Origin of the sequence: Butyrivibrio sp. MC2021 (assembly GCF_000621605.1) — a bacterium.
Classification (GTDB): Bacteria; Bacillota; Clostridia; order Lachnospirales; family Lachnospiraceae; genus Butyrivibrio.
Genome location: NZ_JHXX01000002.1, coordinates 207,603 through 224,661 on the forward strand (window position 1 = coordinate 207,603; position 17,059 = coordinate 224,661).

Here is a 17,059-nt window from a genome sequence, read left to right on the forward strand (position 1 = left end):
TAATTTAGTTTATATATTTTTAACAGAAGAAATAAACGGGGAATGATAAAATAATATTACGTTGTAGCATTAGAACGGAGTATATTTTTATGGAAAAAATATATGAAAGCCTCATTTCTATACCTGAAAAAATAGCAATTCTTGCGAAAGAAAAGCCTGATGATAGTGCTATTATTGCCTCCGATAGAATTCTTACATACAGGAATCTGGATGAGATAAGCAATAGGGTGGCATATGCAATTATATCAATGTGCCCGGATTTGAAGGAAGAATCTACTATAGGTCTTCTTTTGGATAGAAAATCATATGTTTTTCCTTTTGAGATTGGAATTGTGCGAGCAGGATTTGCATACATTCCAATGACAGATGAATATCCTGAGGATAGAATCAACTACTGCATGGAGAATGCAGATAGCACACTTCTTATAACGACCAAAGCAATTCTAGGCAAAAAAACCGGTCTTGATACCGGTAAATATAAAGTATTGCTGGTCGAAGAAGTGCTTTCCTATGAAGGGGAATCTTTGCCTTTGCCTGAAATAAGAATGGAAAGGCTTTCTCATATTTTCTACACTTCCGGGTCAACAGGGATTCCTAAAGGAGTCCGAAATACTGTATTGGCAGATTCAAAGATAGTTACTGTAACGGAAGACGATTATCCATTTTTTGAATTCTTTAAAGAGCCTAAAATATGTCTTGCAGTAACCCAGATATCTTTTGTTGCTTCTTTGATTGATTATCAGGTTATTTATAGCGGTGGTTGCATTGTTTTTGCAGAGGAAAAAGACTATAAGGATATGACTCTGCTTATCAATAAGATGCTGGATCACCAGGTTCAATGTTTTTTTGCGACTCCATCATTTGTAAACAATCTTCTTTTAATAAAACAATCAGGACCTGCACTGGCTATTCTTGATTGTCTGGTTTTGGTGGGAGAAAAACTTGATTCCAATATTCTTGATCCTATATTTAAAATCAATCCATGGCTGCACATTGTTAATGCCTATGGAATGACAGAATCCAATTCGTCTGTTTTCAGCAAACTAATAGTAAATGAAGATAGAGAAATCAGCGTTGGTGAGCCTTCGCCCCTGATGACGATCGTAGTTCTTGATGAAGAGGGGAATATCGCACAGACAGGTGTAACCGGTGAAATTATCATAAGTGGAGATGCTGTCACTCAGGGGTATCAGAAGCTTGAGGATAAGAGCAGGGAAAGCTTTATTTTGATCAACGGCAAGAAATTCTATAGAACCGGAGATCTTGGCTATTTTGATGAAAAAGGTGAGGCACATTTATCAGGCAGAGTCGATGATATGGTTAAATATCATGGACAGCGAGTTGAACTTGGTGAAATCGAAAGTGTTATTAGGCAATATCCGGGAATTGAGCTATGCAAGGTTCTGATGAAGAACAACGGAATAGAAGATTTTCTGGTGGCTTTTTTTACTTCAGGGGAAGAATTAAGTAACAAAGAAATCATAGAATTCTTAAAGCAGAAGCTCCCTCCCTACATGGTGCCCGGAGTGTTTGTTCATCTTGATGAGATGCCCCTGAATACAAATAAAAAAATAGACAGGATGAAGCTCCTTGAAATGGAAACTGACTTTGGCGGCGGAGACTATGAGGAGCCTGAGACAGAACTGGAGGCAGAGCTTTGCAAATATTTTGCAGATGTCCTTGGGCTTAAGAGAATAAGCGTGATAGGGGACTTTTTTGACTATGGTGGAACATCACTTTCAGTATCGAGGCTTCTTTCGGAACTTGATAAAGGTGGCTACAGCGTATCCTATGGTGATGTTTTTGAAAATTCCACTCCAAGGGCACTGGCTTTCTTTATTGAAAACGCAACGAGTAAAGCTTCCATACCACCTATGGACAGGGATGAGTATCCTCTGACCAAAACGCAGCTTGGAATATATCTTGAGGGATTAACAGGCGGAAGTAAAGAAACCTATACAACTCAGTATATGATGGAAGCAGATCCTGATATCGATGAGAATCAGCTTATTGATGCTGTAAATAAACTCTTTGATGCTCATCCTGCCCTTAAATATATGATAAGGTGCCGGGAAAATGAACTTCCATATATGGAGATGGTTCCTGATTATAAAATAGAAGTTCCCGTATTTGAAGGTGAAAGTAAAAATCGTATCGATTTTATTGGCAGTTACATGCCTGTAGTAAAAGTGCTCGATAATCTGCTGTTTAATTTTGCTGTCTATAAGACTGAAAAATGCTGTTATCTGATATTAAAGTCACATCTTATTGCATCTGATGGCACGTCACTTAGTCTTATCATTTCCGATCTTAACAGAGCCCTTGGTGGCAAAGAACTGCTGAAGGAGGAATGCTCAATTCAGCAGGTGGGCATGTATGAAGAAGCGCTTATTAAAAACGGAGCTTATGAAAAGGCAAGGGAATACCACAAAAATCTCTTTTCCAAAATGGATAGTATAGATCAGCTTATGGGAGATCTGAACAATCCCCTTACTCCCGGTGTCAGTATGAATTTCAGATATGAGCCCGGTACACTTAAGGCGCAGGAGGTGAAGGAGTTCTGTACCAGGACTCAGGTTTCAGAGAGTGCATTTTTCATGGGAGCAATGGCACTGCTTCTGGGAAAATATCTTTATGCAGATCAGATATCCTTCTCAACAGTTTATAACGGCAGATCCGTAAAGGAGATGGATAATACCATCGGAACTCTTATCAAGAGAATTCCTGTTTACGGAGATCTGACAGAGAATCTGGCTGTGGCACAGTATCTTTCTGCCATGAGCAGGCAGGTATTTGCCAACATGAGCAATGATATTTTCTCTTTTGATGAAGTATTAAAAAGCTGCCCTGTAAACGAGGATGTGGAGCTGATTTTTCAGGGAGATCTTTTTACAGATAATATGGGCATGGATGCCGGAAAACAAAGACTTAAGAGTGACTCATACTTTATGGAACAGTACCATACGGGTATGGTCACAGGCTGCATGTCTATTCAGCTTTTCTCTACAAATGGTCTCTACAACATGACAATAGAATACAGAAATGAGAGATTTTCCGAAAGCTGGATAAACCGTTTTGCCGATCACCTTTTCATCATTGCCGATCAGCTGCTTTCATGCGAAAAAATTGGCGACATCGTTATGATGAATGACGATGACAGGGCTATAATCGAGAAGTTCAACGACAAAAAGATTGAAATGGAGTTTGTTCCTGTCCATAAGCAGATAATGCTTCACGGAAAGAAGACTCCTCAAAAGACGGCTGTAATATGCCAGGAAAAATCCCTTTCCTTTGAAGAGCTTTATCTTTTGGCAAATCAGGGAGCTGAAAAGCTGCTTTCTTACAAGGTTACAAAGGACGTTCCGGTGGGCGTACTTTTAGATAGATCAGTTTATGTTTACGTCACTGAAAATGCAATCCTAAGCGCCGGAGGAGGGTTTGTTCCTTTTATACCTGAATATCCTGATGACAGAATAGATTTTTGCATGAGGGATGCCGGGATAGGTCTTTTGATCACTACTGAGGCTTTAAAAAAGGAAAGAGAAGGCCTCATAGGAAAAGAGTACAAAATACTGACTCTTGAGGAAATCTATGGTGTAGCTGACCTGTCAGAGATAAAGGCAGATCAAAGGTATAAAGACTTTGAAGCTTATAACTCAGAAAAAGAAAATCTTGCTTATTGTATCTACACCTCCGGTTCTACAGGAAGACCTAAGGGTGTGATGATTGAGCACGGAAATATTGCCAATTATGTGCACAGAAATGAGAAGTCTGTTGAGATAATGCACTATGCAAAAGAGGGAAGGGTGAGTCTTGCTCTTGCTTCCTTCTCCTTTGATGTCTCTGTTGTAGAGGAGTTTGTTCCACTGTGCAACGGAAATACTGTTGTTATCGCAACGGAGGATGAGATACATAATCCGGACAAACTGGCAAAGACTATCATCGATAACGGCGTTGACGGTATAACCTGTACTCCGACTTACCTTTCAAGCCTTATTTCGATTCCATCGTCAAGAGAAGCAATTAAAAATATCACCTTCTTTGATGTAGGTGCGGAAGCTTTTCCTTTATCGCTTTATGACAAGCTGCGAAGTCTTAGGACAGACAGCGTCATCCTCAATGTATACGGACCCACAGAATGTACCATGGGGTGTTCTGCGGATGTTGTGGAAAATACAGGTGCCATCACGATTGGTGAACCCATAGCCAACACTTATTTTTCTATCTTTGATAAGTTTGGAAATGAGCTTCCGGTGGGAATACGAGGAGAGCTTATTATCGGCGGAGATCAGGTAGGAAGAGGATATGTGGGACTTCCTGAAAAAACTAAGGCATCCTTCTTTGAGCATAAGGATTATAAGGCTTATCACAGCGGGGATTTATGCTCATGGACAGATGAGGGCAAGGTAAGAATATTCGGACGAATTGACAATCAGGTTAAACTGCGCGGATTCAGAATTGAGCTTGATGAGATAGAAAGAGTAATGGCTGAATTCAAGGGAATCAAAGCTGCGGCCACTAAGATTGTAAAAACTTCCTCCGGGGAATTCCTGACAGGATATTATGTGTGTGAGGATGCACCTGATGAGGACGCATATAAGGTTTTTCTAAAGGAAAAGTTGCCTGAATACATGGTACCTCAGGTTATGAAACAGGTGGAGAGTATGCCGCTTACCGTTAATGGCAAGATTGACAGAAAAGCTCTTCCTGATCCTGACGTTTCAGAATTCAAGGCAGAATATGTTGCGCCGGAAAATGAAATTGAAAGAAGACTTTGCGAGGCATTTGCCAAGGCACTTATGCTTGATGACAAGATAGGAACTGCTGATGATTTCTTTGAACTTGGAGGAGATTCCCTAAAGGCAATGGCGGTACTGTCGGATGCGGCCATAGATGGACTGACTGCGGCAGATATTTTCCAAAAGAGAACACCAAAGGAAATCGCAGATGCTGTTAATGAAAGAAATGCCCTTGGTAATCCGGACGAGCGTGAAAAGAGGGCAAGGTCTGTTCCTCACATACTGACGCCAATGCAGATTAAGATGATCGATTATCAGCTGTATAATCCCGGATCCTCCATGTGGAGCAATATGCATTTTCTCATAAGACTTGGAAAAGAAATAGATCCGGAAAAGCTTTGTATCGCATTAAAGAAGGCCATAGAGAACCATCCCGGACTTTGCGTCATCTTTGAATATAACGATGATCTGGAGCTTCAGCAAAGATATGCGCCTGAGGTCATGCCCGGTATAGAAATTGAAGATATAGAAGAGGAGGATATAGAAGAACTTAAGAAGACCCTGGTGAGGCCTTTTAAAAGAATATTGAAATCCTGTCTTTTCAGGACACGCATCTTTAGGTCAAAAGAGGCTTCATATCTGTTTTTTGATGTGCATCATCTGCTTATGGATGGCGGTTCTCTTGGTGTTCTGCTCCAGGACATTACTGATGCTTACTATGGCAGAGAGCTTAAGAAGGATTACTACTTTATGCTGCTTGAAAACATGGAAAAAGCCCGCAAGGACGGAACCTATGAAGCGGATAAGAAATATTTTGATGAGCAGTTTGGATCTGCATCGAAAGAATATCTGGTTATACCAAAGCCGGATCATGAGTCCAACAAGAACTCTTCTGCAGGAAGGATAAAGAGACTTAAGTTTAATGCAGAGGAAGTAAAAGCAGCTGAAGAATATTGGGGTGTTACACATTCCTGCATGGCAATTGCCAGTGCTCTTATCGCCTTATCAGAGCATGAAAAAGTAAGTAAGGTTATGAGTAACTGGATATTTAACGACAGGCTGGCTCCGGAGTCTGAAAATGTCGTAGGTCTTTTAATCAAGAATCTACCTGTAGGAGTTGATATGGATGCCTTTGATGATTTGCAGGAACTCCTTTTAGAGGTCAAAAGGCAGATTGGTGAAGGAATTGCCCATTCTTCATACGATTACTTCGCAGAAACTGATTCTGCATTTTATTCAGATCCCATGGAGGTTAATCTACAGCTTGGAATAAACGGAGACGAGCTTGATGAACTTTCTGCGGAGCCTGTTGAACTGGATGATCCATATTCAGCGGCCAGCGCCAGACTCGAGCTTGAGCTTTTGGAAAATGAATATGGTGATGGCGGTTTTGACGCAGAGCTTGAGTATGTGAAAGAGATATTTGATGAGGATAATATATATCGTTTCCACGATACTTATGTAAGGATGCTGGAAAAGCTTATAAGTGACGGCTCAAGAAAATAGAGCTGTATTTGAGAAAGGCGAGAGGTTCGTTTTATCAACATGGAAAAAATAAAGTTATCGGATCACTTCACGATTTCCAGAATTTTGCTGTTTTCCCTGCCCAGCATCGGTATGGAGATTGTGGACAGTACCTATCAGGTAGTAGATGGTTTTTTTATTTCCAACTATATCGGTGAAAGTGCCTTTGGTGCGGAAAACCTCATTTATCCGCCTCTGCTGATCATTATGAGCCTGGGACTTATGTTCGGAAGTGGTGCCAGTGCTCTTTTATCAAAGGAGATGGGAGAAGGACATGGTGAGCGGGCTAACAGGCTTATGACCATGCTTACCGGAATCCTGACCGGTGTAGGCATTGTTCTGTCGCTTGCGATGTTTTTACTTATGCCAAGGGTGGCAAGATGGGTGGGTTCATCTGATGAAATGCTTGGAAACTGCATCGCCTACGGGCGGGTACTGAGCTTATTCATGCCATTTCAGATGCTCAGTATGGCCTTCCATGCTCTGCTGATTGCAGCAGAAAGGCCGGGACTTGGACTGGCAGTGACTATATCCAACGCTGTTTTGAATATCATTTTGGACTGGGCCTTTGTGGTCATATTTGGATGGGGCCTGGAGGGTGCTGCTGTGGCAACAGGCTTATCCTGGATCATCAGCGCGGCCATTCCGTTTGTTTTTTTTCTTAGAAAAAATAGTGAATTGCACTTCACAAAGCCGGTATTTGACCTGAAGGCTCTGGCTCAGACCGTATACAATGGTGCATCAGAGATGGTGGATGCTGTGGCATACGCTGTTGTGGCGGTAATTTTTAACTTGCAGCTGATCCGGTACTTTGGTGATGCAGGTGTGGAAGCTTATGCGGTATGTGAGTATGTTGGCGGCTTCTTTAATGCGGTGTTCTATGGAATCAGCATGAGCATCGTTCCTGTAGTTGGATATCATCTGGGACAGGCCAATAAGAAGGAGCTCCATAGCCTCTGGCACAGAGGAATGATTTTGATGGGCTCATGTGATCTGGTTATTACCATGATCTGTATTGGCTTTGCAAGGCACATAGCCAGCGTCTTTGTGGGATATAATTTGGAGTTGACAGCACTGTCTACTCACGCACTTAAGCTGGTTTCGCTTTATCTTTTATTAAATGGCGTTACGATATACGCAGGCTCCTATTTTACAGGATTAAATCAGGGGACGGCATCTCTTGTCATAGCGCTTATTAAGGGAATAATTGGGCCACTGCTGTTTATCTGGATGCTGCCAGTGGTATTTGGACCTGATGCAATATGGCTGGCAACCCCGGGATCTGAGTTTATTGCAGCGATTGCGATGTGTTTGTTCATAGTATGGTGGTGGCTGGGGGCTGAAGACCGCCATCTGGGCGAGAAGGAGGAATAAAATATGGCAATGGTACTTATGCTGAATGGAAGTGCTCATGAAAATGGTAATACTGCTGAGGCACTAAATGAAATGGCCGCTGTTTTCAAGGATGAAGGAATCGAAACAAAAGTGTTTCAGATTGGGAATCAGGCTATTTATGGCTGCGCAGACTGCGGATACTGCGAGGAAAATGGTAAATGTACCTTTGAAAATGATGCTGTCAATGAAGTAGCTGCTTTGCTGGAAAAGGCTGACGGACTGATAGTAGCAAGTCCTGAGTACTTCAATTCCCCCAGTGGAACAGTGCTGGCCTTTTTGGACAGATTGTTCAGAAGTGCACGGTTTGACATGGGGATGAAGGTTGGAGCCGGCATTGTGACAGGAGATAGCAGCGATCCTGCCGGAAGTATTGATACATTAAATCAGTACTTTGCAATTGGTGGGATGAAGATCGCATCCATATCCTTCTGGGGGCAGAATTCCGATAATAACCCTGATAAAAAGGAGCCGTTTTGGCAGGTGCGACAGCTTGCCCGTGATGTCAGTTCAATGATTAAAGCCCTGACGGCTGTAACGGAAAATGGGGAAGAGCCTGACACTGACATAGAGGATATGTATAAAACTGATTACACTGACGGGGATTTTGAACAAATCATTAAGCGACCTACCAACGTGTTTATTTTAGATGAGGAGAATCCGGTTTTCCCTGATCCGAGATATGCATCTCCTACAGGCCTTTTGGCAGTCGGCGGCGGATTGTCAGTCGAATGGCTTATAGCCGCCTATAGAAAAGGGATTTTTCCATGGGCTGATGATGGACTGCCGATGATGTGGTTCTGCCCGAAGGAACGCTTCGTCCTTAGGCCTTCCGATATCCATCTGTCCAAAAATATGGCAAAGGTTATGAGAAACCATACGGTTACACTGGAGGTGAATCGTGATTTTGCAGATGCCATGCACCATTGCAGGGCAGTAAGGGAAGAAAAAGGAGAAGAAACCTGGATAACTGATGAAGTTGAAGAATTATATCTTGAGCTGTGGAAGGCCGGATATGGATACTGCGCAGAGGCGTATATCGATGGAGAGCTTGCAGGCGGATCGTACGGAATCCGCATTGGGAAATGTCTGATTGCTGAAAGTGGATTTTCTTTGTTGCCCGACGGATCGAAGATGTGCATGTATTTGCTTGCAAAAAAGATGGAAGAGGATGGTGATCTTCTGTTTGATGCCCAGGTATATTCGGAATATCTGGCCCGTATGGGATTTAAATCAATATCATATGATGAGTATGTGGAAATAATGAACAGGGGATTACAAAATAGTTAAAAACTTAATAGGAGATATCGAGTGCTATCGGCGTAGACCATGAACTGGTCTGCGCCATTTTTAATGAACAATATTTTAAAAAGTGTAGTTTATTTAATCGTATTTCCGGTTGATTCTCTTATTATGATATCTGTTTCTACATATGTTTTTTTGTAAGGAGTATTTGGATTTGCGATCCTGGAAAGCAGAATATCCGCAGCAATAAAGCCCATGGAGCTTGAATGGATCTTCACCGTGGTAAGACTTGGCTCGATGATGGTGGCTTCGGGCGCATTATCAAATCCGCAGACCGCAACATCCTTCGGAACTTTTTTACCAAGCTGCCTAAGGGCCTTTATGGTGCAGATTGCAAGGTAATCGTTGGCACAAAAGAAAACTTCAGGCATTTTCCCAAGCTCGCTGATCCTTGCTGCGAGATAATCTGTATCTTTGTACGGACTCGAGTCGTCATCAAGAATACAGGATCCGGTGTCGATGCCAATCCCGCTATCTGTCATGGCTGAAACGTAGGCCTGCCACCTCTCATGGAAGGACTGGCAATGGAATCTGTCACCAACAAATGAGATGTTTCTCTTTCCGCTTTGGATAAATGAACTGATCAGGCGGTAGACGCTTGTAACATTCTCCATGTAGAGAGTATCAGCTGCCAATCCGAATTTCTGAAGAACAGGGGTATCTACAAAGAGAATGGGAATATTCAGGCTGCAGAGGAATTTGCTGTATTTTTCGGAAAAGAGCTCTATACAGAGAATTCCTGCTATATTGTCCATGGAAAAATTAGTTGGGAGGCTTAAGGATTCAATATCATTATCTTTAATAATGTTGATTGAAAGCTTGTAGCCCAGTGAATCTATTCTGTTCTGAAATGCCTCAAGAAGCTTGGTTCCTGAATGGGATGCACCGGGAAAAGAATGAGTGAACAGGGCTATTTCTGTCTTGCCGTCCTTTAATGCTAAGAGCGTACTTGTTGCTGTATCAGCGGTATCAACTAAACTAAACTGCTTGTAGCCCATGGCTGTAGCCATCTGACAGATCTTACTCCTGGTTTCCGAAGATACGCTTCCTGAGTTGTTAAGTGCTCTGGAAACAGTATTTCTTGACATTCCAAGTGCGTCTGCAATTTCCTGTAATGTTACTCTTTTTCCCATAATGGATGTCTCCTCAATACTTTCTGAGTCTTTTTATATTCGGTAAATATCATAACGCTGCAATAACAATGTGTCAAATGCACCAATTTCTGTATGACAAGTGTGCATAATTCACAAAAAAGAAACCCATAAAACACTGAATTTCACGAAAAGATGTGTCATATGCACTTTTAGATTGATACAAATGACACATAATGCTATATTGTTTCTGTCAAGCGATAGTGCAAAAGCACTAAGGGAGGAATTATGCATAGAATAAAAACATTGCTTTTGATTGGCATTATGACCATCGTCAGTGTTGGATGCTCATCCAAAGCCGCAGAACCGGATACTGCTTTAGATGAAACAACAGGGGAAACCGTGCAGTCAGCGGATGAAAAGTATCTGGGAGAGAACATTGAAGATCATATCGTTTTTCCGGCATCAGTGGAGGGACTTGTGGGCGATACAATGCCGTTTTACGACGAGGGAAAGTACAATGTCTTTTACCTGGCAGACCAAAGAGACGGTAAGCAGGGATATCACCCTTGGGGGCTGATCCAGACTACAGACTTTGCCTCATATGATGACAAGGGAGTTGTTTTGAATTATGGAGACGCTGTAGAAGACCAGGACATAGCTCTTGGAACCGGAAGTGTAATAAAGGGAAATGACGGTAAGTACCATGCTTTTTATACAGGACATAACGATATGTTTGAGCCAAAAGAAGCAGTGATGCATGCTGTCAGCAGCGATCTTATAAATTGGGAAAAGATTCCCGAAGATACACTTTATGCAAACGAGAATTATGCGCAGAACGACTTCAGGGATCCGTATGTTTTCTATGTTGAATCAGAAAAGTGCTATTCAATGCTTGTTGCAACAAGACAGAACAACATCGGAGTCATTGCAAGATACACTTCAGAGGACTTAAAGAGCTGGGAAGATGCCGGTGTTTTCTTTGAAAATGATATGGGAACCGATTCAAATCTGGAATGCCCGACACTCCTTTCTTATAAAGGAAAGTGGTACTTGTCATTCTCTGATCAGTGGCCTCACAGGCTTGTTCATTACAGGATAGCAGACAATTTTGAGGGCCCGTTTGAGATCCTTTCACAGGACATCTTTGACTGCAACGGCTTCTATGCAGGAAGAATGGAGACAGACGGAGAGAACTTATATGTTGTCGGATGGAACGGAACGAAGAAAAAGCATACAGACAGTGAGGACTACGACTGGGGCGGAAATATGGTCACTCATAAGCTTGTGCAGCATGAAGATGGAAGCCTCACACCTGTTTTAAACCCTGAGCTTGAAAAGCTTTTATCTAATGAGCTTTCGCTTACACCGGTCAAGATGACTGATTCAGCTTCTCTTTCGGAGGGCGTTATATCTTTTGCCGGTGAAAAATATGAGATGGCGGGATTTAAGGAACTTCTTGGCAGTTACCTTATTAAGACCACGATCAGGGGTTTTGATAAAGACGGTATGTTTGGGTTCTGCTTTGATACAAACGAAGAAAGTGTCGGAAGCCTGAACATTGTGTTTAACGGCGCCAACAACAGGATTGAGTTCTACAACGGCAGCAATATTATGGAAAGAACTGCTCAGTCATATGTTGATTTCAATTTAGCAGATAAAAATGAGCTGAATGTTTCACTGCTTGTTGCAGACGGCGTTGTGTGCATGTATGTCAACGATGAGATTGCTTTCACAACAAGAATGTACATGTCACAGGGTTCTGATTTTGGGGTTTTTAGTGTTGAATCAAAGGTAAGTTTTGAAGATTTGAAGGCATTTAAGTAAGGAAAGATAGTTGTCTTTTGGGAGAAGGTTTAGGAAGCATATATCGTTTATAGGAGGGGAATGTTATGGGATTAGATTTAAAAAAAGTAGTGGCAGTTGCATCAAAATATAAAGTTGCCCTGGGGGGAATGCTCGCGATCGTTGCAACCTGCACAGGAATTACGGCATGCGGAACTAATGAAGAAGCGCTTGGGCAGTCAGCTATAGTAACAATCGAGGATGAGATTGTTGCGCTTGCGAGTTCATGGCCTTCATCTTTTATTTCGAATGACTATATCGAACCGGAATTTGTTGATGATGAAAACCGCACCAATAATGCTTTTAACGTTGCAGATTTTGGAGAGCAGGGAAATAACGGATGGTTTTACAGATATGGATCATCACAGGACCCGGCAAGGTCTAAGAGACTTGAATCCTATGATGGAGAGAGATACTTTCAGCCCGGACAAAAGGGATTAGAGATAAAGTCCAATTTTATTCATACCGCGGAGGAAGTCGCATCAATACTGGAGTGGCGAGCTGCAAAGGGCGGAGATATAAATATTGACCTTGCATATGTCAAAAACGTAAATAATGATAAAAATCCCATGTATCCTGATGGCATAACACTGTATGTTTACAAGGGGGATGAACCTATCGGAAGATACAAGGTCGATGCAAAGACAGACAAGGAAGAAGTTGTAGAAGAGTCCTTAAAAGATATTCATGTCGATGAGCTGGAAAGCCTGTACTTTGTTGTGGATCCGAACATGAACAACGCTTACGACGGTGGTTCATTATATGTTGCCATTTCCGATGTAAATGCCGACGGTCCTACAGCGAAAAAGGATACAGACAGAATTGATAATAATGCTTATTCCATTGATGATTTCGGCCACCAGGGAAATAATGGCTGGACTTATATGTGCGGAAAAAGCATCGCTGATGCAAAACTTGTATCAACAGAAAAGAACGGAGAGTACATGAATTCTACATCTCCAAATCTTTCAATCAGCCAGTTCTTTATTCATCCATCAATAAATGATGAGGCAATGCTGTGCTGGCAGCCTGCAGTCGATGGTGCCGTTGAAATTAGAGGAACTTACACCAAGTTTGAGCAAAACGACGGAAATCCTGACTGGCCGGATGGTGTAACTGTCTCTGTCTACAGGAACGGAGAAAAGCTTTTTTCCCAAAAAGTTGCAGCACCAAAGAAAGGCAAGAATGAGATTTCTTTCAGGGAAAAGAATGTAAGCGTAAGCACGTCAGACAGATTATACTTTGTGGTTGATGCAGGAGGAAATGCGTCTTACGATGGCGGCGCATTCGATATTGCAATCCTTGACAGGACCGGTGCAACAACCGAAAAAGACGTTGTTATTGCCGGAGATGATACAAGAGAAAACTACGCAGACGTTAAATATGACTTTGGCAAACAGGGAGAAAACGGCTGGTTCTATCAGGAAGGTTATGGAGATGACCCAAATGACGTATGCAATATGCGCATCTTTGACGAAGAGGAGTACAGATATTTTGACAGCAGCTACCTGGAGATAAAGAGCGATTTTGTATGTCCCGGAAAAGGAAAATCTGCTGTTATCAAATGGAAGGTCGCAAAAACAGGAACAATCAGGCTTAATACTTCCTATACCAAGTTTAAGAACGAGGATAAGAATCCAAGCTGGCCGGACGGAACCAGGGTTACTCTTTATCATAATAATACGGTTCTTGCACAGGAGGAATTTGCGCCAGACACCAAGCAGGAAATTTCAAAGCGCATGGATGTTGAGGCCTTAAAAGTAAATAAGGACGACTATATTTCCATGGTCATCAATTGTAAGGAAAACAACGCCTATGACGCGGGAAAATACGAGTTTTCCGTTTTTGACCTCACCGATGTTACCACAGAAAATGATATATCGATCAACGAATGCGAGACAAGGCAGAACTTTGCTGATGTTAAATATGATTTTGGTGAGCAGGGGAAAAATGGCTGGTTCTACCAGGAAAGCATAGGAGATGCTCCGTTCGTCGCCTACAATATGCGAAAATACAGCCCTGATGAAGAGCGATACATTGATTCACGCGATCTGGAGATAAAGAGAGATTTTGTGAATCCCGGAAAGGGCAAGTCCGCAGTTATCAAGTGGAAAGTCGCCCAGAATGGAACGATCAGGATTGATGCTTCATATACAAAGCTTAAGAACGAGGATAAAAATCCGGATTGGCCGGATGGAACAAGGGTGACACTGTATCATAACGGCACAGTTTTAGTTCAGCAGGATTTTGCTGCTGACCTCAATGAAGTTACCAAAAGACTGGATGTTGCAGGACTTGATGTTGCCAAAGATGACTATATATCAATGGTCATCAATTGCAAGGAAAACAATGCCTATGATGCAGGCCTTTATGAGTTTTCCATAAAGGGATTGTCTGCGCTTACGGGACAGACAGAGAGAGACGTTATAAATTGGGATAAAGGCCGTTCAAACAACGCATCACTCCAGGATGATTTTGGAAAGCAGGGAGAAAACGGCTGGTGCTTCCAGTCAGGATACTATCAGGATCCATACTTTGCTGTGAACGTTGAGCGACTTGAAGAAAATGGCGAGAAATACACGACTCTTGACGGAATAGAGATAAAACGTGATTTCATCATGCCTGCTAACAAGGGAAGATCTGCAAATGTGAAGTGGGTTGCAGCTGAAAATGGCAAGATCGACATAATGGCATCCTATACAAAACTTCTTAATGAAGATAAAAATCCGGATTGGCCGGACGGCGTGACAGTGTATCTTTTCAAGAACAGAGAAGTCCTGAAAAAAGAGGATTTCGCGCCACTTACCGATGAGAAGATCACGAAGGATCTGTCAGTAGAGGATGTTGAGGTATGTGCCGGAGATTGCATTACTCTTTTGGTAGATGGAAAGGCAAATACCGCTTATGACGGCGGAAACTTCACTTTTGTGATCGAAGATGCAGAGCTTAGGACCATGAAGATGGTCAATAACAGCGGGAGGAACTATGCAAATCTTTCTCATGATTTTGGGAAGCAGGGCAGTAACGGTTGGTACTATCTTGAAGGCAGAAGAATAGACAAAGCAGAGGTTTTGTCAAAGAAGACTGCTGATGGAACAGGGTTTATTTCAAGAAAATTAAGCGGCCTCGAAGTGAAGAAGGACTTTGTGCAGCCAAGGCTCAATGCCGATGCAATGTACAAATGGGTTGTGGCAGTTGACGGAGAAATAGATATAACCGGTCAGTATGTGAAGTTTGGCCATAAAGATCCCAATGCAGACTGGCCTGACGGCGTAACTATCGAGATCTTCAAGAATAACTCCAGACTGTATAACACTGTTTGCAACTGCTCGAAAGGTGAAGGAAACGATAATACAAGAGCTGTAAACATCAAAAAACTGCAGGTTAAGAAGGGGGACATCCTTACTTTTGACATAGGCTGCAACAGGAATAATGCCTGGGACGGAGGAAGGCTTGAAATTGATATTGCTGATTCTGAAGGAATCAAGGTTTCAGTAGGCGATGAAGTCAGGACCAACAACACTGTACTCGGTAATCTTGAATCATTCGAGCAGGGTAAGGATGGATGGTGGTTCCTTGAAGGAAAAGACTTAAACAGTGCAAAAGTCCTTGTATATGCTAATGAGGATAAGACTGCTTTTATTTCTCCTTCCAATAAGAATCTCGAAATGAAGAAAGACTTTGTTCATCCCGGAGAGAAGAAGGCAGCAATATATCAATGGGTAGTGTACGAAGATGGAAAAATCGAAGTGCTTGGCGACTATACCAAATTCGGGCAGACTGACGCAAATCCTGATTATCCGGATGGTGTGGGACTTAAGGTGTTCTTAAATGAAAAGCTCCTTGAGGAAAAAGATATAGCGGTTTTGCAGGGAGATGGTAATGATAACAAGGCAGACTTCATGTTTACTCAGCTTGACGTCAGGAGAGGTGATAAGCTTTCATTTGTTATTGACGGAAAGAATAATATAGCCTATGACGCAGGTAGATTGTCTGTGAGTGTTTATGCGGCAAAAGAGAAGGCTGAAGGTGAGGAACAGAGGACTAACAACACTAATCTCTTTGAATCATTTGGTGAGCAGGGTACAGATGGCTGGACCTATGGAATGTGCGACTGGGATGGAAAGAACTTTGAAGAGCTTTCCTATGATCCTGATAATGAAAGATACTATAATAACGGAAAACCTGAGCTGAAAAGGGATTTTGTAGAGCCCGGAAATGGCAGAAACGCTGCATACAGATGGGAAGTAGCTAATACAGGTAAAATAAAGGTTTGCGGAAGCTACACCAAGTTTGCCAATAATGAAGACCCTGATGCCAACGGCATTTGCATGAGAATTTTCGTAAACGGCGAAGAAAAGAAGTGGTTTGGTGGAATTACCCAGGGCAACTTTGATTCTGAAAAAGAGATAACATTCGATGAAGAGTATATCGTTCACGAAGGTGACATCGTAATGTTTGCCGTAGATCCTGACGGAAACGACAGCTACGATGGCGGAAGACTTTCTGTAGTTATCAAAGATGCTGACAAGAACTCAGATGATGAGGAAAATGGAGATAAGCCCTCCCCCGGAGAAGGTGGCAATGATGAGAATCCTGGTGAAGATGATGGAACGCCAGAAAATCCCGGAGAAGGTGGCTCTGATAGCGAAGGCAGGAGCAATAGCACAAGTATTGCTGGCGCTTTCGGCGAACAGGGCTCAGATGGCTGGCACTACGGAATGTGCGACTGGAACGGCAAGAATTTTACAGAGCTTTCCTATGATTCTGATAATGAAAGATACTATAATAGCGGAAAACCTGAGCTTAAAAGGGACTTTGTAGAGCCGGGAAATGGCAGAAATGCAGCTTATCTCTGGATCGCAGCAAACGATGGAAGTATCAGGATCAGCGGAGAATATGTGAAGTTTCCTAACAGCGAAGATCCTGATGCCAACGGAACCTGTATGAGAATATTCCTTAACGGGGATGAGAAGCTTTGGATTGGCGGAGATACGCAGGGCAATTTCAGCTCAGAGATCAAAAAAGATTTTTATCAGGAATATGAAGTGAAAAAGGGTGACGTGATCATATTTGCTGTGGATCCTGACGGAAACGACAGCTACGATGGCGGAAGACTTTCTGTAAGTATCGAGCCTGTGGAGTAAGGACCTCCGGTATCAG

General features: G+C 42.4%; 6 protein-coding genes. 5 read left to right on the forward strand and 1 reads right to left on the reverse strand.

What is annotated here, in order from left to right; translation table 11 throughout:
* The first annotated feature begins 89 nt into the window (after positions 1-89).
* From T359_RS0106880 to T359_RS22105, 3 genes are read left to right on the forward strand one after another with little or no spacing between them, the layout of a single operon-like run.
* Positions 90-6,245 (forward strand): non-ribosomal peptide synthetase, encoded by a 6,156-nt coding sequence (locus T359_RS0106880; protein WP_026516831.1) that lies wholly within the window; start codon positions 90-92, stop codon positions 6,243-6,245.
* Between the two features lie 39 nt (positions 6,246-6,284).
* On the forward strand, positions 6,285-7,637 hold the full coding sequence (locus T359_RS19615; protein ID WP_051545059.1) for an MATE family efflux transporter: 1,353 nt from the start codon (positions 6,285-6,287) through the stop codon (positions 7,635-7,637).
* A 3-nt stretch (positions 7,638-7,640) separates the two neighbouring features.
* Complete coding sequence (locus T359_RS22105) at positions 7,641-8,945, forward strand: NAD(P)H-dependent oxidoreductase (protein WP_081795453.1); 1,305 nt, start codon at positions 7,641-7,643, stop codon at positions 8,943-8,945.
* A gap of 89 nt (positions 8,946-9,034) precedes the next feature.
* Here T359_RS22105 and T359_RS0106895 read toward each other — a convergent pair whose 3' ends face one another.
* The gene (locus T359_RS0106895) at positions 9,035-10,093 is read right to left on the reverse strand and encodes a LacI family DNA-binding transcriptional regulator (protein ID WP_026516833.1); all 1,059 of its coding nucleotides are present in this window, start codon (positions 10,091-10,093) and stop codon (positions 9,035-9,037) included.
* 246 nt (positions 10,094-10,339) lie between these two features.
* Here T359_RS0106895 and T359_RS0106900 point away from each other — a divergent pair, with 246 nt between their 5' ends.
* Both T359_RS0106900 and T359_RS0106905 read left to right on the forward strand, forming a co-directional pair.
* Positions 10,340-11,878, forward strand: a complete 1,539-nt coding sequence (locus T359_RS0106900) for a glycoside hydrolase family 32 protein (protein ID WP_026516834.1) — start codon at positions 10,340-10,342, stop codon at positions 11,876-11,878.
* A gap of 65 nt (positions 11,879-11,943) precedes the next feature.
* On the forward strand, positions 11,944-17,043 hold the full coding sequence (locus T359_RS0106905; protein WP_026516835.1) for a hypothetical protein: 5,100 nt from the start codon (positions 11,944-11,946) through the stop codon (positions 17,041-17,043).
* The last annotated feature ends 16 nt before the right edge of the window (positions 17,044-17,059 follow it).

Coding starts and splice junctions, on each gene's coding strand:
- T359_RS0106905 (WP_026516835.1), top strand. CDS start 11,944: ATGGGATTAGATTTAAAAAAAGTAGTGGCAGTTGCATCAAAATATAAA.
- T359_RS0106900 (WP_026516834.1), top strand. CDS start 10,340: ATGCATAGAATAAAAACATTGCTTTTGATTGGCATTATGACCATCGTC.
- T359_RS22105 (WP_081795453.1), top strand. CDS start 7,641: ATGGCAATGGTACTTATGCTGAATGGAAGTGCTCATGAAAATGGTAAT.
- T359_RS0106895 (WP_026516833.1), bottom strand. CDS start 10,093: ATGGGAAAAAGAGTAACATTACAGGAAATTGCAGACGCACTTGGAATG.
- T359_RS19615 (WP_051545059.1), top strand. CDS start 6,285: ATGGAAAAAATAAAGTTATCGGATCACTTCACGATTTCCAGAATTTTG.
- T359_RS0106880 (WP_026516831.1), top strand. CDS start 90: ATGGAAAAAATATATGAAAGCCTCATTTCTATACCTGAAAAAATAGCA.